Here is a 17,204-nt window from a genome sequence, read left to right as displayed (position 1 = left end):
CCTCTCCAGACGCACCATTTTATTGCCCAGAACATACGATATGGTATCAGCTTTTGCCTATTTTTTCATTATACAGTGAAAACTTCATCAATGGGAGTTTTGCACTTTCTGCCGCAGGTAAAATTCAGCATTCATTTTGCACCCTGCATTCGGCTTTCCAGAATGCTCAAATAAAGATAAGCAAATGAGGAATGATCATGTCAGTTTCTTTATTGCCTATTACGATTGTTCCGGTAAAGAAGTTTCAGGAAAATCAATTTCGCATTCAAATTAGCCATTCTCTCGTCCATTATTGGAATATTGATCCGCATATGCCACATTTGCTGCGGATCGGCAAGCACACCATTCAGATAACCATTGAAGGAGCAAACATTACGAAAGATGAAGTTATTGTCAGTGATCTGCTTTTTCAGGAATGCTGCTTGCCAATAGAAGAACTCCATTTCGTTGCCAGTTACTCCAGAAAGGACTTTACTATTACTGCCGGACCGATTATAGGGCTGATGACAGATTTCAATGATAGCGGCGAAGAGCCTGACTTCCGCTCTATTCATTCTTTTTGCGATGAATTGCATGAGGTTGTTTCGAATATGGGGGGATTTTTTTATGTGTTTCACTTTCAGGACTTCATTCAAGGCAGTCTGCAAGGGTACTGCCTGCAAAATGGAAAGTGGATAAAACGTCCGGTTCCTTTGCCGAGTGTAATCTATAACCGGATTCACTCCAGAATGCTTGAAGCAAGTTCCGCATTTCAATCATTTAAAAACAGCCTAATAAAATATAACATCCCTGTGTTTAATGACCGTTTTTTATCAAAAAAGGAAGTTCATAACCTGCTCTTTTCTGAGGATCATATGCAGCCTTATCTCCCTGATTCAGCCATAGCAGATGAACAAACCATCAAGGATATGCTGGCCAGACACAGATTAATATTCCTTAAGCCCATACACGGCAGCCAGGGCCGGAATATTATCAGACTGAGTTTATATGGCGAAGAAATCATGACAGAACTATCGACCGGAAAAGGCAGAGAGAATACACTCACTTTCAAAAATTATACCCGCTTTTCACATTGGTTCCAGCAATACCAAAAGAATACAATTTTCCTGACCCAGCAGGCCATCCCTCTGCAAACCTATAATAACAGGCAGCTTGATTTCCGTGTGCTCTGCCACAAAAATTTTCAGGATATCTGGAAAGCCACTTCTGCAGTTGCAAGGGTTTCAGCTGAGCAGCAATTTGTTTCAAACATTGCAAGAGGCGGGGAAATCATGAAACCTCTAAGAATTTTCTCGATGCTGTCTGATCAGAAAACAGCGGTTCAGCAGCTGGCATTATTGAAGGAGCTTGCACTTGAAACAGCAATGATTATCAGCCAGAAATGCGAAGGGCTTGTCGGAGAACTCGGAATTGATATTGGTTTAGATATAAATGGAAAACTATGGATCATCGAAGTGAATTCTAAGCCCTCCAAAAATTTCGAAGACAAAGAAAAAAGAGTAAGGCCCTCAGCCAAGGCACTGATGGAATATGCAACGGCTTTATCATTCATCCAAAGAGGAGGATTACAACATGCTTTCATTCGGAATCATGACATTGAATAAACGGAGTGAACAGTCATATTTTATGGAATTGGCCAAAAGAGCTAATGAATGTAATATTAACTGCTGCCGGTTTGTGCCTTCAGATATCAATCCTATTACAGAAAGAATTACAGGTGATTTCTTTAACCCTGCTTCAGGCGGATGGGAGCCAGCAGAATTTACAGTGCCCGAAATCCTTTATGACCGCTGTTTTTACGGAAATGATTCCCACTCAAAACAATGCATGTCCATCGTGAATTGGCTCAAGGCAAGAAATGACATCCAATTCCTTGGCTACGGCTTGCCTAATAAGCTTGAATTATATGAAATCCTGTCCTGCACAAACATTTCACCCTATTTGCTAAACACAACACCCTTTACTGGCGCCGACAGGTTCATAGGCAGCCTCCTGCCTGATCATCCCCTCATCTTAAAACCCGCAAGCGGCTCACAGGGGCACGGAATCTATTATATTGAGAAAACCGGCAAAAACATTCTTGTTAAAACAGATAAAAAGAATACTCAGGTTACCCGCAGCTTTGAAAGCGCTGAAAAGGCAGCGAGCTGGCTTAATAGCCTGACCGCAAAACGGCAGTACCTCTTCCAGCCATATGTGAATCTATCGAACAAGGAAGAACAGCCCTTTGATATAAGAATTTTGCTTCAAAAGGACAGGAATGGCACCTGGAAGGAACTTGGCCGGGGCATTCGGACGGGCAGAAATGGCGGCATCGTCTCCAATTTAAGCACGGGCGGAATCAACATTTCTTTTGAGGACTGGATTACTGAATACCCATCTTCATTGAGGAGTTTTCTTTGCGATGAGCTTAATGACATTATCAATACACTTCCCGCTGCGCTTGAACGAAAGCTTCCTCCGCTATTTGAAATGGGAATCGATATAGGAGTGGAAAACAACGGCTCTATTTGGATTTTGGATATCAACTCAAAACCAGGCAGAAAAACCATCCTAAACAGCCAGCCTGAAAAGAAGGAAGAACTATATACTGCTCCCCTTCACTATGCCAAATTCCTGGCAGCCAATAAGGAATTGGAAAGGAGAACGAATCATGAGAAAACAATATCAAATTGAAATTTCCGATTCAGCCTCCAAAACAGTTTATATTCCGAATGAGCTTAACCTTCATACTCATTTGACGAAACTGGCCTTTGGCACACATTCTGCAGATGCCGCTTTCTTACTTCAGAAAACAAAGAAAAACTCCATCATCATAAGTAAAGGTTTGGCAGATGCACTGCATTTTCCTGACCTTAAGATTCCTCTGCATGCATTTGCCAATAAGGGGACACTGTACCTCGGCCCGCTCGTAGGAATCTTCACATCAGGATTCACCTCCTTTCCTTTGAGGCCAGTCGGGGATCGGACCCTATTTTTTGCCAAACTGCTTTCAGTCAAAAAAACGGTTGGAGCAATTCCGTATTTGTTCGGTGACCAGCATATCAACTGGGAACAAAGAACAATCAGGGGGCTTTTTTATCATGAGGAAGGATGGGAAACCTTTGAAGTGCCTTTTCCGAATGTGGTATACGATCGGCTTCCCAATCGAAAAAGCGAAAGAAGGATTGAACTTAAAGAAGTTCGTGACCGTCTGCAGAGAGACTATTTAATTCCCTGGTATAATCCTGGTTTCTTTAATAAATTGGATGTTTATGAAAGACTGCAGAACGATGATGATATTAATCACTATTTGCCGGAAACCCACCCTTTTTCTTCATTTTCTGTCATTGAAAGAATGCTGGCTGATTATGGCCATGTTTTCCTAAAACCGATTAATGGAAGCCTGGGCCTTGGTATTCATCAAATTATTTATGATAAAAAGGATGGTCATTATTATTGCCGATATAGAGTGCGGGATGACAACCGGCTGAGAAAGTTTAACAGCCTGGAAAATTTGATGGGGAATATTTTTGCAGGGCGGAGTTTAAGCCGAATGCTTGTTCAGCAGGGAATCCATTTGCTCCGTTATGAGCAGAGGACTATTGATTTCAGGATTCATACGAATAAAGATGAGAATGGGGAATGGAAAGTAACAGCTGCGAGCTGCAAAAATGGCGGGACCTGGCAGTGTTACAACCCATGTTAAGAGCGGCGGCGAAATAAAAACCCTGGAAGAAGTGTTTGAATCGGATGCTGAAAAAGCAGCAGCAGTGGAAAAGCTGAGTGAGGCGGCACTAAAAATCAGCAAGGCCCTGGAACGAAGCATGGAAGGAATTATCGGTGAAATCGGCTTTGACTTTGGATTGGACCGAAATGGCCACGTGTGGCTTTTCGAAGCAAACTCCAAGCCTGGCAGATCTATATTTAAACACCCTCAGCTCCGTGAGTTCGATTTTCTTACCCGTAAGCTTTCGCTTTCATTTGCAGTCTTCCTTGCCGAAGCATCCATTATGAAACCTCAGGAAATGTACAGATGAAGATTTATTATGACTGGGCCAGCAGGAAGTGGTTCAGCAGCACCAGCTGTACCCTGGGAAGAGATCCGCAACCTTTAAGCACCATAAGTCCGCATGCGGAACTAAATTCGATTCCCTTTTCATTGACAATGCAAAACGATAATGCAGGACCGGTGATAGGCATTCTGACCGGAAAAGGAAAGGACCAGTCTATCGCCGGCAATGGCCCCTTATTTAAGGCACTGCAGAAAAACATACTTCAGCAAAATGGCGTTTCCTTTGTATTTACGGCAGAAGACCTGAAGGAGAATTCTGTGAACGGCTATATTTATTCTGTCCGGCAGGATAAGTGGATTGAGGCAAGATGCCCTCTTCCGCATCTTGTCTATAACAGGGTACCTTTCCGGAAAATTGAAAAAACAGAAGCCTTTCATAAAGCGAGCCGTTTTTTTAAGGAGCATAATATTCCATTTTTCAACCCGGGATTTCTGGACAAATTCGAAGTTTTCCAGCTATTAATGGACTATCCTCCCTTGCAGGAGTATATTCCTGAAACCATTCTTGTGTCTTGTCCAAAAGAACTTAAGGACTTTATCCGCAAATATAATAATGTATACTTAAAGCCAGCAAACGGTTCCAAAGGCAAAGGGATATACCATTTAAGCCAGCTGGGAAAAGGAATACAAATGAAAGGTCTGCGCGATTCATTCAGCTACGCAGATTATGATATTTTTTGGAACCAATGGGATATTCTCCTGGCAAATAAACCTTATTTGGCACAGAAAGCGATCAGCCCAGCCAGAATTGATGGCAAGCGATTTGATTTTAGAATTCTGGCTCACTTCAGCGAAGGCAATTATTCTGTAACAGGAATTGGCATCAGGCAGTCTAAGGAACAGGATATTACAACACACATTCCAAATGGCGGGGTAATTATTCCTTATGAAAATGTCCGTACGAAAGAACATGATGAGTTTATTCATACTGCAGCAGCGGAGGCAGGAAAGCTCCTTGAAAAGACGAAAGGTTTTTATGGAGAATACTCTATTGATGCAGGGTTAACTGACCAGGGCACTTATGTGATTTATGAAATAAATTCCAAACCAATGAGTTTTGATGAAGTTTGGATAGAAGAAAAAAGAATTGATGAGCTGACCCGCTTATTTTTCTCGCTGGCGGGTTTCTAACAGACAAATAAAAATAGCCGTACACCCATAGCGTGCGGCTATTTTTATGCGATTTTTCACAAGTGCCACTCCAAAACCGCAAAAGGATTAATAAGTCGTTACAGGGCTTTTCGCTGTCTTCACTTTCTCTTTTTTTGAGGCACTTCCGGAGAATGATTTAAACTGGTCTTTAATCTTTTGGCGTGCCTCAGGGTTTCTCATTAAATAAGCTGCTCCAAGTGCCATGGCTGACATCATAAATTTATTGTTTCTTTTCATCATCTTTGCCTCCTTTTAATGTTAAAATGTTTCTACATCTATTCCATTCCCCTTATCATGAACATTAAACGGGATATTACAACATCTGGAGGAATCCTAATGCTGACACACTTTCAGTTCAAACCTTTATATGAAAATAAACAATTGCCGGGATGGACATTTTCTTTTTATTTTAAAAAGCAAAAAATGACTGGCATCTATCATCCTGACGGAAAAATTGAATGGACATCCGGAGACCCTGCTGCCCAGGAGGAAGACTTAAAATCCCAGATACATGAGTTAATGTTATTTCATGTGTATGAATGAGAAAAAGTTGGAGGATTCATGCATGACCCTACAGCTCTTTTGGAAAAATAATCCCGCCAGGATATTTCATATAAAGGAGCGATTCAAACATGGATAAGAAACGCCAGGTTTCAGAGGACATGACCTATGAAGGCAGGGACAAAGCTTATATGGATATAGACAGAATTATAAACGAAGGTCTTTCTGGAGGCTCCGTTCATGGACGCGGTGATGATGTTAATATCGAACAGGCCAGGGAACTGCATAAGGAAGAACCTCCATATGAAGCAGAGTAATAAGAAAAGCGGAAGGCATCTGAATCCAGGCGCCTTCCGCTTTTCTATTTATCTGCTTTTCACAATCATATTCACTGCTTCCTGGATTGCACTCTCCGTATTTTTGCCTTCGTCATTAGCTTCCCGAATGCATGTCTCCAGATTTTTAGCAACAATATATCCCATTGCACGGTCAACAGCAGAACGGACAGCAGATAATTGCGTTACAACATCCTTGCAGTGTTTTTCTTCTTCCATCATTCGGATAACACCCCGTACCTGCCCTTCCAGCCTCTTCAAGCGGTTTTTCATCTCCGGTGTATATTCCATGAGTCTCCCCCCTTACACTTTCAATTCACTTTATAGAAACATTCACAGATTAAGTTCATTTTTTCAATTAAATTATAACTGCTATAATATAAGAAACACAAAAATTTATCAAACTAAAGGGTAATGATATGTTAAAAAAATTACATGACCAATATAAGGGTTCTCTGCTTGAAAATAAAACACCTGATTTTAGCTTTAATGCTGATATGTACTGGCTTCATCATGAGGATTCTGGCCAATGGCTTGGCATCCCATCTCAAGAGGTATCTGCGGACAGTCTGATGGTCTTAAAAACTTTATTTGAATTCCATGACTGTTCCATTCACCATTCCCCCGCTGCCCAAGCCTGGTTTCAATACCTATTTTCAAATGGGGAATTTCCACCATTAGCAAAAGATGTTCCGTATAGGCTTGTCCAATTTAAAATGTCTGAGGGCGAATGGATCCGCGAGGATATGGAGGCTGCTTTTAAAGGTTTTTTTGAAAGGGAAATAATGATCTTATGGAACGGGCCAGCTAGTGGGGTCATCATTGAGGAAGCTAACGACCCACTTGCCGATGAAGAATTCCTTGCGATCTCCAACGCTTTTGAAAGTGATTTTTTTGTAAAAATATCCTTTTACATCGGCATCCCTAATAGGCTAAAGGCACATTTGCGCAATTATTTTAAAGAAGAACAGCGTTTTTTTGAGCAAGCCTCTTCTCTTCTTCCCGCCGAAAGGGTGCTAAAATTTGAAACGCTATTTCCCTCCCTTGTCACCGGGAGTCTGGATGAGAATTTAAAAATGAGCCTGCTTTCACGCCTTGCTCTACTGGAAGAAGACCCAGAACTCCTGCACACCATAAAGATTTTTTTACAGAACAGCTCCAATGTTTCATTTACAGCAAAAAAATTGTATGTCCACCGCAATACTTTGCAATACAGGCTGGATAGGTTCACAGAGAAAACCGGCATTCAATTAAAAGATTTCAACAGTGCGCTGACTGTTTATTTAGCTTGTTTGCTGGTTGAACAAAAATGATTTGAGCACATTGCATAAAAACGCTTTCAGCTTTTTTGTGCAGTTTGGCCATATGGGAAAACCAGCATATCCATTAAACTGTTATTAAATAAAGAATACTGGGAGGTTACCCTGATGGCAGAATTAAAACTCGATAATATTTATAAAATTTATGACAATAAAGTAACAGCAGTAGAAGACTTTAACCTTCATATAAAGGATAAAGAATTTATCGTATTTGTTGGTCCTTCCGGCTGCGGAAAATCCACAACTCTCCGTATGATTGCAGGTCTTGAGGAAATTTCAAAAGGCGACTTCTATATCGATGAAAAGCGTGTCAACGATGTCCCTCCAAAAGATCGTGATATTGCAATGGTTTTCCAGAACTATGCACTTTATCCGCATATGTCTGTGTACGATAACATGGCTTTCGGCCTTAAGCTTCGCAAATTTCCAAAAGACGAAATCGACCGCCGTGTAAAGGAAGCAGCTAAAATTCTTGGTCTGGAGCCTTATCTTGACCGTAAACCGAAAGCATTGTCAGGCGGTCAGCGACAGCGTGTAGCCTTGGGCCGTGCGATTGTCCGTGATGCAAAAGTATTCCTGATGGACGAACCTTTATCAAATCTTGATGCAAAGCTTCGTGTTCAAATGCGTGCAGAAATTGCCAAACTTCATCAGCGTCTTCAAACTACAACCATCTATGTAACCCATGACCAGACAGAGGCCATGACTATGGCTACCCGCCTGGTTGTTATGAAAGATGGAGTGATTCAGCAGGTAGGCGCACCGAAAGAAGTTTATGAGAAGCCTGAAAACGTATTTGTAGGCGGATTTATTGGTTCACCTGCCATGAACTTCTTCAACGGAAAGCTTGAAGACGGCAAATTTGTAATTGGCAAAACTCAGATTGCTGTCCCAGAGGGTAAAATGAAAGTTCTTCGTGAACAAGGGTATACAGGCAAAGACATCGTCCTTGGCATTCGCCCAGAAGACATTCACGATGAGCCAGTATTTATTGATGCTTCTGCGGGTTCAAAAATTAATGCCCGCATTGACGTTTCCGAACTGACTGGTGCTGAAACAATGATTTACTCAAGCATCGAGAGCCAGGATTTTGTTGCACGAGTGGATTCCCGCACAGATATTAAGCCTGGCCAAAACCTTGAGCTGGCTTTCGATATGAACAAAGCCCATTTCTTTGATGCAGACAATGAAAGAAGAATCCGTTCTGAAAAAGAATAATATTGATGCCCCGTCGATGACGGGGTTTTTTAATACTGTCCAGCTTCAGCGTTTCCCCCCTTGAAATTTCGGGGGCGGGCAAGGCTCTTCCTATTTTCTATTTCCATTCTACTCTTTGATAAACTTTACTGAATCCTGACCGCATGATGGACACTTTAGCAAATGCGGACATTCTTCCTTTTGAAAATCCCAGGGATAGCCATCTTCCATTTTCATCTGATCGATCGGCATATAGGCACTGTAATCATCGTAAAAATCCATTAATCTTCCACTGTCCTCCATACTGCTTCCACAGGAGCTGCATGTTGCTTCCAGTTTCTCAAACCCGTTGCAGACAGGGCATATGGCCATTTTCAATCCTCTCCCTTTCGTTAACTTAGGTGATATTTCATATGGTTTGTTTGTTTAAGCAGTGTTATGTAAAACTCCTAATCAGTAAGTCCCTTCAGGAAAAAATTCCCGTTTTCTCAAAAGAATAAACTCTTATAAATCAAACATAATAGAGAGTAAACACAGCGGCATCAAGCACCCGCACTAAAAAAACGATGGGTTACGCCAGGCAGTGGAGCAGGATAAAATCCTTGAGCTGGTGCAATTCCAGCTAACCCAACCAAAAAACCAACACTTATATTACGAGGAGGAAATCACATGAACAACCAATCATCTAGCAGAAGCAATTCCTCAAACCAATTACTAGTACCAGGAGTAGCACAGGCACTTGATCAAATGAAGTACGAAATCGCTACTGAATTTGGTGTAAACCTTGGAGCAGAAACAACTTCCCGCGCTAACGGATCTGTTGGCGGAGAAATCACAAAACGCCTTGTACAAATGGCTGAACAACAGCTTGGCGGCGGTTCTTTTTAATAAAGCAATATAACAATTGAATAAATATGGCTTGGCCCTCCTACTTGAAAGGAGGGCCATTTATATTAAATCATTTTTTCGGGAACAACCCAATTCTCATATTGTTCTTCAGTAATATACCCTGTTTTTAATGCTGCTTCTTTCAAGGTTGTATTCTCCCTGAAAGCGAGTTTGGCTATTTCCGCTGCTTTTTCATAGCCTATATGCGGATTAAGTGCGGTTACAAGCATTAGTGACCTCTCAACATGGCCATTAATCACTTCTTTATTAGCTTCCAGTCCCATCATGCAATTTTCATTGAAAGAGGCCATGCCATCTGCAAGGATTCTGATGCTTTGAAGAAGATTATAGATAATAACAGGCTTGAACACATTCAATTCGAAATTTCCCTGACTGGCAGCGAATCCAATTGAGGCATCATTTCCAAAAACCTGGCAAACCACCATCGTAAGGGCTTCACTCTGTGTCGGATTTACTTTGCCTGGCATGATTGAACTGCCAGGTTCATTTGCAGGTATCGATAATTCCCCAATTCCGCTGCGTGGCCCGCTTGCGAGCCAGCGGACATCATTGGCAATTTTCATTAAATCTGCCGCAAGACCCTTCAATGTGCCATGAACATGAACAATTTCATTATGGCTGGTCAGGGCTTGAAATTTATTTTCAGATGATCGGAATGAATAGCCAGTAAGTCTGGATATTTCGTTTGCCATTTCAGATCCAAATGACTTATCTGCATTAATGCCAGTACCGACTGCAGTACCGCCAATTGCTAATTCAAGCAGATATTGCTTTGCATCCGTCAGCATTTTTACATTCTTTTCAAGCATGGCACGCCAGCCGCTGATCTCCTGGCCCAATGTAAGGGGAGTTGCATCCTGTAAATGGGTCCTGCCTATTTTCACGATTGTTTTAAAAGCCTCCTCTTTCAATTTGACCGTCTTTATTAATTCCTTCAATGATGGAAGCAGTTTCTTCTCCACCTCTGTATAGGCTGCGATATGCATTGCAGTCGGAAATGTATCATTCGAGCTTTGAGACATATTGACATCATCATTCGGATGAACTTTAATCTCTTGCAGTCCCTTCTCGGTCAGCAAGTCATTTGCCTTTTTAGCGACAACCTCATTTACATTCATATTTGTTTGTGTGCCACTCCCTGTCTGCCAGACAGCCAGAGGAAAATGACTGTCAAACTTATGATCAAGAACTTCATCACAAGCCCTTGTGATGGCATCCTTTTTATCATCAGACAGTTTCCCGAGTTTATTGTTGACTACTGCAGCTGAACGTTTTACCTTAGCAAAAGCATAAATCACTTCCATCGGCATTTTTTCAATGCCTATTTTGAAATTATCCTTGCTCCGCTGCGTCTGGGCTCCCCAATATTTATCCGCAGGCACCTTCACTTCGCCAAGTGTATCCTTTTCAATTCTAAAATCAGCCAAATTTCATACCTCCTTAAATAATCACTATGATCCATATTTATTCTTTTCCCTTATTTTTAAAATTTAATGATAAAAAATGGAATAAAAAAACTGCCGGGCGCTAAAGCCGGCAGCTATGCTTTTACAATTGTATATCCTATGAAGTATCCAAGCACCATAATACTTGCAATCACCAAAGTAATAGAAAATTCCTCCATTTGATCTCCTCCAAATGTTTGATAATATCAAAATACCATGAAATGATTGAACAGAAATTCTTTGCCGGGTACTATTTTGTGTCCGAAAAGTGAAAATTAATTGAACAAAATGTTTATATCAATTGCGGGATAAAATGAAGAATCCGAGGATAAATTTAATATTTTCGTGGATATACTCATCATATATCAATTTAAAAAAAACCGAAAAAAGAAAGCGCCATCCGGCGCTTCCCTGCTATCCTGCAAGTGTTGATCCTTGCTGGAGCTGATACATTTTACAATATTTACCTTTTTGATCCATTAATTCATCATGGTTTCCTTTTTCAACTATTTTACCTCTATCCAGAACGAGGATTTGATCAGCATTTCGGATCGTCGACAGCCGATGGGCGATAATAAAAGTGGTTCTCCCTTTTTTCAGCACATCCATGGCTTCCTGGATAATCAATTCTGTCTCCGTATCGATACTTGATGTTGCTTCATCGAGGATCAGGATGGCCGGGTCAAAAGCTAGTGCGCGCGCAAAGGAAATAAGCTGCCTCTGCCCGCTGGAGAGCGTGCTTCCCTTCTCGATAACCGGCTCATCGAAGCCTTTTTCAAGATGCTGAAAAATCTTATCAGCTCCTACATCCTTCAGAGCTTTCTCCACTTTATCACGCGTTATTTCGGGGTCATCAAGACTGACATTGGAAGCAATGGTCCCTGTGAACAAAAAAGGATCCTGCAGGACGATGCCCATATGTTTGCGAAGTTCCTGCCTTGGAATTTGTTTTATATCCCTTCCGTCGACCATAATTTTGCCTTCCTGGCAATCATAAAAACGGAAGAGAAGATTCATGATTGAGCTTTTCCCTGATCCGGTATGGCCAACCAGCGCAACTGTCTCTCCGTGCTTTGCTTCAAAATTTAAATCCTTCAGGACATATTCCTTCTCTTTATAGCCAAAGTGTACATGATCGAATGTCACATCCCCTTTATAGCGGGATATTTTATTATCACTAATATCAATGCCCTTTTCATCAAGCAATTTGAAGACTCTTTCACCTGCAACAAGAGCCTGCTCCAGATTGGCCAACTGATTAACAATACCCTGCACCGGCTGAAACAGGCGGTTAATGTAGTCTACAAATGCATAAAGCATCCCGAGTGAAATGACAGATGATGCATTTAGCGATTCTCCACCGAAATACCAGATAAAGGAAACAAAGACCACGTTTCTCAGTACCCCCACTAAATTATGTGAGGTCAGTGAATTCAGGCTCAAAAGTTTATTCTGGAAGGTAAAATGCTCTGTATTCAGCTTTTCAAAATCCTTTTGTGTATCTTTTTCGCGGCCAAACGCCTGGATGATGTTCATTCCCTGAATCGATTCGTTCACCATGCCATTGATATCACTCACCCTGGAACGGATTACATGATTGTATTTCGATGCATACTTACGGTACACAATCGCCCATACATATAAAATCGGGAGGAGGATTAAACAGATTGCAGCAAGCTTGGCATCTAAAATAAATAAAGCGATATAAATACCTGAAATATATATGGCACTTGTAAAAAAGGTTGCCAGTACTGTCACATAAAGCTCACGTATGGCTTCTGTATCATTAGTTATACGGGCAACCACTTTGCCTGCCGGCAGATTGTCAAAGTAACTGATTGGCAGTCTTTGAATCTGCCCGAAGACATCCTCTCTCATATGCTGAATGATCCTATTTGCCGACTTCTGCAGATAAAACCGCTGGCCGTACTGAAAAAATGCAGCGATAACCAGCAATCCAAAGTAAAAGGCCAAAAGCTTTACGATCTTAGGAATCTCAGGTGAATAAAAAAGCATCAATTCTTCACCAGTCAATTCCTTACCAGCATATGTTTCAGTCTTGCCGCTTTTTTCAATAATCAGTTTGCCATCTTTAAAGGTTCGCTCTCCATCAAAAGCAATGTCACCGCTGATAAAAATGAATTGGCTTCCAGCCTGCAGGATGCGGGCATGATCTATTTTCTGCTCATCCTGATCAAGGTTTTGCTCTTTTTGGTAGAAATGTCCATCATATTTAACAGCATTTTCTCCGCCTTCTGTCTGATACCAAACAGATTCAATCCCAAGGATATGGTCATCGATCATTTTCTTAGCTATGAATGGACCCGCCAGATCTGCTGCTACAGCTATCGTAAGCATCAGCAGTGCGGCAATAATTGTTTTTTTATAATGAAGTGCATACCGGATTAAACGTTTCCCCGTGGTCATGAAAGCACCTCCTCTTCCTCAGAGACTTGAGTTTGCTGCCTCAAAAACTGTTCCTTGTACCACCCATCTGCAGCCATTAAGTCTTCATGAGTGCCTTCTTCAGCGATTCTGCCTTCATCAAGGACAATAATATGCTCGGCGTGTTGGACAGCCGACATCCTGTGTGTTGTAATAATTGTCGTTTTACCCTTGCGCTCAGTCCGAATATTATCAATGATCTTTTTTTCCGTTTTTGCATCAACGGCTGAAAGTGAGTCATCAAGTATCAGAATTTCCGGATCCTTCACTAGTGCACGTGCAATGGAAATCCGCTGTTTTTGACCTCCTGATAAGGCCACACCCTTTTCACCGACAAGAGTTTCAAGCCCTTCAGGCAGCAGTTCAAGGTCTTTGCGAAAAGCTGCCAAATCAATTGCTTTTTGCATATCTTCTTCAGTCGCTTCCTCTTTTCCAAAAAGGATGTTTTCCCGGACAGTTCTGGAGAAAAGAACATGATCCTGTGGAACATAACCGATCCATCCCCTCGTTCTTTCAAGCTCCTGTTCTTCAATCGGAACATCTGCAATTGCAAGCTTCCCGGTGCCTGATGGATATTCTCTTAATAGCTGCTTTATAAAAGTGGTCTTCCCGCTTCCTGTTTTTCCTACAATCCCCAGCGTTTCCCCGCGTTCGATATGCAGCTTAATCCCTTGGAGGTTGGCTGTTTTTGAGGAAGGATATTGGAAATGAACATCATTAAAGGTAACACTTGCAGGGGTTTCAACGATAGACGGGTTTTCAGGATTCTTAATATCCTGCTTAGCGGACAATGTTTCCTGTACCCGATCGAGGGACGCATTTCCCCTTTGCATAACATTAATTAATTCTCCGATAGCAAACATCGGCCAAATCAGCATGCCCAAATACACATTAAATGACACGAGCTGGCCCAGAGTGATCGCTTGATGGAAAACAAGATAAGCACCGTATCCCAGTCCTATAAGATAGCTTAAACCCACAATCACTTTTATGGTTGGCTCAAAAAGTGAATCAATTTTGGCCACTTCAATGTTTTTGTTATAAACATCTTCAGTGAGTTCATGGAACCGCTGCTGATCTGCTCTTTCCTGCACATAAGCCCGCACCACCCGAACTCCTGAAACGGATTCAAGAACCCGGTCATTGAGTTCTCCGAAGGCATCCTGTGCGCTCATAAATCGTGTATGAATTTTCTTCCCGTAAATTTTTATCAGATAAGCCATGATAGGCAGTGGCAATATTGCTGCAAAAGTTAGTTTCCAGCTAACCAGAAATCCCATTGTAAATAATATCGTCAGCATAAATACGCTGGAATCCACCAGTGTCAATATTCCGAATCCGGCAGTAACCGAAATAGCCTTTAAATCGTTTGTAGCCCTGGCCATTAAATCACCGGTGCGGTTTTTCTCAAAAAATGTTGGGGTCATTTTCAACAGGTGTCCCATAAACTGTGAACGCAGTTTCCTTTCTACCAAAAATGCCCCTCCGAAGAGCTGATACATCCAGATATAAGTTATTGCATAGGACACGATTGTAATGATTGCCAATAAGCCAAGGTATTCCATTATTTTAGCACTGCTCATTTTACCCAGATGGATATCATCAATTGCCATTCCTACAAGCCTTGGAGGCATTACATCAAAGATTCCGACAATGATCAGCAGAGTAATGGCAAGTGTGTACCTTTTCCAGTTTTCTTTAAAAAACCAGCTTAATTTTCCTAAAATCGAGAACAACGCTCTCTCTCCTTTCCCGCATGAAGCTCAAGTTTTAATCACGAGCCTTCATACATAAACATCAGCAATCCATAACTAGCCTCCATCCAGATCCTCAGGCAGTATTGTCTTTCTTTTCACTCTTAGTGCATTCATAAAATTATCCTCCTTTTTTCGTAATTGCTGCCGAAACAGCCGCTTATAAAAGCGTAAATATATGGAAACAGGCTATGCCTGCAATTCCTATTTCAGCTTTAATCGGACAAAAAAAGACATACCGCGGCATGCGATATGTCTAAATAGACAAAAGAGCCCACGTCACAATATGTAACCCGGGCTCCTTCAAAATAAAATGTACAGGCAGATCCTGTTTACATTTTTATATGCTTTAAAGGAGAGGTTACAGATTTCCTTTTTTGAGTTGTTTTTTGATGATAATGAACTAAGATCATTTTGTAACCCTCCTTTTCATTTTTTTCCATATTGGTAAGATTATCACCGCTTACAACAAAAGTCAATCCGCTTTTTTCCTATTCTTAAAAATTTTCTGTCATCAACTCATCTAAAAAAGGATCCTCTGGGATCCTTTATGAAGCCAATCTTCTTTTTTGCCTCCTGATGAAATCGATGGTTATCTGGTTAAAGGCATCAGGTTTATCAATGTTGCATACATGTCCTGCACCTGTAATGACTTTAACTGTAGCTGTTTTTGCCTTCTGGGCAATGATCTTTACAGACTTAATAAACAGATGGTCTTCCTGCCCCATGATAAAAAGGGTAGGAATGTGGGAAATGGTTGACTGGATCTTTCCAAGGTATGGATTGACTGACTTTGTTAAGGACAGCCAGTTGATGAATTCTTTTTGGCACATTTTTGCCGCCTGTCTTACAAAGGCATGTCTTGATTCAAGATGATTTCTTTTTGGCATGATGATCCAGGCAAAAAGCTGATAAAGAAGCATATATGGCAGCATATACTTAGTCAAATTGGCAATGGCTATCAAAAATCTTGTACGACAGTTCAATTCTGTAATGGCTCCGCCCAAAATCATGGAAGCCACTCTTTCCGGGTGATCCTGTGCAATTGTCTGAATCACTATTGTCCCCAGTGAGATTCCTACAAAGTGGGACTCGGTGATATGGAGATGATCGAGCACCTCAACGATTTCATGAGATACTTCTGAAAAATGATCCCCTTCTTCCCAGGTGCCTCTTCCAGATTGACCATGTCCGCGCAAATCTACCAGCAAAACATTGAAATGCTTCTTGTACTCTTTCATTTGTTTATACCAAATTGCAGAGCTGCCTCCTGCACCATGAACAAAAGTAACCCATGGCAATGATTCATCTTTCACATACGTACGGTAATATAGCATATAAACTCCAATCCACATTCATGTGTCATTTTCATTGTGTTGTTTTATAAAGAAGTTTCACTCTATTGTAAAGGATTTTAGCGTAAATTGCTTTTAATATCACAAAAAATTCACTAGTTTCTTTTCAAGTATTTTCTGCCAAATATCCTCCTGCAAAACTTTCCCTATTAATCACATTGAAAAACCTGTCATATCTATCAAAACACAAAAAAAACCAGCTATTCATCAGCTGGTTTCTTTCCTGTTATTCTTCAATAATAGCTGCGGTTCCGTATGCAATAATCTCTGCGGCATTCTGCATAACAGCTGAAGTCTGCAGCCGCATTCCAATAATTGCATTGGCCCCTTTTGCCTTTGCATCTTCAACCATTCTGCCTATGGCCTTCTGTCTTGCTTCATCCATCATTTCAGTATATTCGCCAATTTCTCCGCCTACAATTGTTTTCAACCCTGCTAGAATATCTTTTCCTATATGTTTTGTCTGTACTGTACTTCCTCTTACAAAACCTTTAATTTCTTTAATCTCTTTCCCAGGTACCACATCAGTAGTCACGATAATCATTTTTTTCTTCCTCCTCTTTTTCTTTTTTTCTCTCAGCTAACAGCACAATAAATATCGCAAAAATCATTAAAGCATATAAGATATAAAACATAATCGCTGCCTTAATATTGATGAATAGCATGGCGATTCCAAGCAGCTGGCCTCCTGTGGCTGTAAGCAGCAGCATCTGTTTTAACTTTTTCATCCTTCCATCC

The 17,204-nt window shown here is 41.1% G+C and carries 18 protein-coding genes and 1 pseudogene; 9 read left to right on the top strand and 10 right to left on the bottom strand.

What is annotated here, in order from left to right; translation table 11 throughout:
- Positions 1-197 precede the first annotated feature (197 nt).
- The 4 genes and pseudogenes from ACXAD1_RS05050 to ACXAD1_RS05035 all read left to right on the top strand — a co-directional run bounded on the left by ACXAD1_RS05050 (position 198) and on the right by ACXAD1_RS05035 (position 5,185).
- The gene (locus ACXAD1_RS05050) at positions 198-1,604 is read left to right on the top strand and encodes a YheC/YheD family endospore coat-associated protein (protein ID WP_474909599.1); all 1,407 of its coding nucleotides are present in this window, start codon (positions 198-200) and stop codon (positions 1,602-1,604) included.
- Entirely contained in the window at positions 1,573-2,676 is a 1,104-nt protein-coding gene (locus tag ACXAD1_RS05045) for a YheC/YheD family endospore coat-associated protein (RefSeq protein ID WP_474909598.1), read from the top strand. The genes ACXAD1_RS05050 and ACXAD1_RS05045 overlap by 32 nt, the downstream gene beginning before the upstream one ends.
- Positions 2,654-4,019: pseudogene (locus ACXAD1_RS05040) on the top strand (YheC/YheD family endospore coat-associated protein). Before ACXAD1_RS05045 ends, ACXAD1_RS05040 begins: the two are co-directional and overlap by 23 nt.
- Positions 4,016-5,185, top strand: coding sequence for a YheC/YheD family endospore coat-associated protein (locus ACXAD1_RS05035; RefSeq protein ID WP_474909597.1), 1,170 nt, complete (start codon positions 4,016-4,018; stop codon positions 5,183-5,185). The pseudogene ACXAD1_RS05040 and the gene ACXAD1_RS05035 overlap by 4 nt, the downstream one beginning before the upstream one ends.
- Positions 5,186-5,272: 87 nt before the next feature.
- Here the strand turns inward: ACXAD1_RS05035 and ACXAD1_RS05030 are convergent, their stop codons facing one another.
- Positions 5,273-5,446, bottom strand: a complete 174-nt coding sequence (locus ACXAD1_RS05030; protein ID WP_206834979.1) for a hypothetical protein — start codon at positions 5,444-5,446, stop codon at positions 5,273-5,275.
- Positions 5,447-5,542: 96 nt separating this feature from the next.
- On the opposite strand from ACXAD1_RS05030, the gene ACXAD1_RS05025 reads away from it, so the two are divergent.
- Positions 5,543-5,749, top strand: a complete 207-nt coding sequence (locus tag ACXAD1_RS05025; protein ID WP_243507899.1) for a YheE family protein — start codon at positions 5,543-5,545, stop codon at positions 5,747-5,749.
- An 89-nt stretch (positions 5,750-5,838) separates the two neighbouring features.
- A complete protein-coding gene (locus ACXAD1_RS05020) occupies positions 5,839-6,024 on the top strand; it encodes a hypothetical protein (RefSeq protein WP_206834972.1) in 186 nt (61 codons plus the stop codon).
- A gap of 48 nt (positions 6,025-6,072) precedes the next feature.
- Here ACXAD1_RS05020 and ACXAD1_RS05015 read toward each other — a convergent pair whose 3' ends face one another.
- Positions 6,073-6,333 (bottom strand): metal-sensitive transcriptional regulator, encoded by a 261-nt coding sequence (locus tag ACXAD1_RS05015; RefSeq protein ID WP_370224961.1) that lies wholly within the window; start codon positions 6,331-6,333, stop codon positions 6,073-6,075.
- Positions 6,334-6,528: 195 nt separating this feature from the next.
- Entirely contained in the window at positions 6,529-6,702 is a 174-nt protein-coding gene (locus ACXAD1_RS05010; protein ID WP_474909596.1) for a hypothetical protein, read from the bottom strand.
- A gap of 86 nt (positions 6,703-6,788) precedes the next feature.
- Here ACXAD1_RS05010 and ACXAD1_RS05005 point away from each other — a divergent pair, with 86 nt between their 5' ends.
- Together ACXAD1_RS05005 and ACXAD1_RS05000 are read left to right on the top strand one after the other, a co-directional pair.
- Positions 6,789-7,355 (top strand): PucR family transcriptional regulator, encoded by a 567-nt coding sequence (locus ACXAD1_RS05005; protein WP_474909595.1) that lies wholly within the window; start codon positions 6,789-6,791, stop codon positions 7,353-7,355.
- Positions 7,356-7,469: 114 nt separating this feature from the next.
- On the top strand, positions 7,470-8,579 hold the full coding sequence (locus tag ACXAD1_RS05000; RefSeq protein WP_206834962.1) for an ABC transporter ATP-binding protein: 1,110 nt from the start codon (positions 7,470-7,472) through the stop codon (positions 8,577-8,579).
- A gap of 108 nt (positions 8,580-8,687) precedes the next feature.
- Here the strand turns inward: ACXAD1_RS05000 and ACXAD1_RS04995 are convergent, their stop codons facing one another.
- Positions 8,688-8,930 (bottom strand): hypothetical protein, encoded by a 243-nt coding sequence (locus ACXAD1_RS04995; protein ID WP_206834959.1) that lies wholly within the window; start codon positions 8,928-8,930, stop codon positions 8,688-8,690.
- A 297-nt stretch (positions 8,931-9,227) separates the two neighbouring features.
- Here ACXAD1_RS04995 and ACXAD1_RS04990 point away from each other — a divergent pair, with 297 nt between their 5' ends.
- Positions 9,228-9,446, top strand: a complete 219-nt coding sequence (locus ACXAD1_RS04990) for an alpha/beta-type small acid-soluble spore protein (RefSeq protein WP_035326833.1) — start codon at positions 9,228-9,230, stop codon at positions 9,444-9,446.
- Positions 9,447-9,511: 65 nt separating this feature from the next.
- Here the strand turns inward: ACXAD1_RS04990 and fumC are convergent, their stop codons facing one another.
- The 6 genes from fumC to ACXAD1_RS04960 all read right to left on the bottom strand — a co-directional run bounded on the left by fumC (position 9,512) and on the right by ACXAD1_RS04960 (position 17,194).
- Positions 9,512-10,894, bottom strand: a complete 1,383-nt coding sequence (gene fumC / locus ACXAD1_RS04985) for a class II fumarate hydratase (RefSeq protein WP_206834956.1) — start codon at positions 10,892-10,894, stop codon at positions 9,512-9,514.
- A 432-nt stretch (positions 10,895-11,326) separates the two neighbouring features.
- Positions 11,327-13,339: an ABC transporter ATP-binding protein gene (locus ACXAD1_RS04980; RefSeq protein ID WP_474909594.1), complete on the bottom strand. Its 2,013-nt coding sequence runs from the start codon at positions 13,337-13,339 to the stop codon at positions 11,327-11,329.
- Positions 13,336-15,093 (bottom strand): ABC transporter ATP-binding protein, encoded by a 1,758-nt coding sequence (locus tag ACXAD1_RS04975; protein WP_370225164.1) that lies wholly within the window; start codon positions 15,091-15,093, stop codon positions 13,336-13,338. The genes ACXAD1_RS04980 and ACXAD1_RS04975 overlap by 4 nt, the downstream gene beginning before the upstream one ends.
- Positions 15,094-15,659: 566 nt before the next feature.
- The gene (locus ACXAD1_RS04970; RefSeq protein ID WP_206834947.1) at positions 15,660-16,448 is read right to left on the bottom strand and encodes an alpha/beta fold hydrolase; all 789 of its coding nucleotides are present in this window, start codon (positions 16,446-16,448) and stop codon (positions 15,660-15,662) included.
- A gap of 244 nt (positions 16,449-16,692) precedes the next feature.
- The gene (locus tag ACXAD1_RS04965; protein WP_206834944.1) at positions 16,693-17,010 is read right to left on the bottom strand and encodes a YbjQ family protein; all 318 of its coding nucleotides are present in this window, start codon (positions 17,008-17,010) and stop codon (positions 16,693-16,695) included.
- Positions 16,991-17,194 carry a hypothetical protein gene (locus tag ACXAD1_RS04960; protein WP_206834941.1) on the bottom strand — a complete coding sequence of 68 codons (204 nt, stop codon included), beginning with the start codon at positions 17,192-17,194 and terminating at the stop codon, positions 16,991-16,993. The genes ACXAD1_RS04965 and ACXAD1_RS04960 overlap by 20 nt, the downstream gene beginning before the upstream one ends.
- Between the last annotated feature and the right edge of the window lie 10 nt (positions 17,195-17,204).

The organism is Cytobacillus sp. ABV4_503 (genome assembly GCF_056158445.1).
Note: the sequence above shows the minus strand (reverse complement) of the source record. Positions and strands in the feature narration are given on the sequence as shown.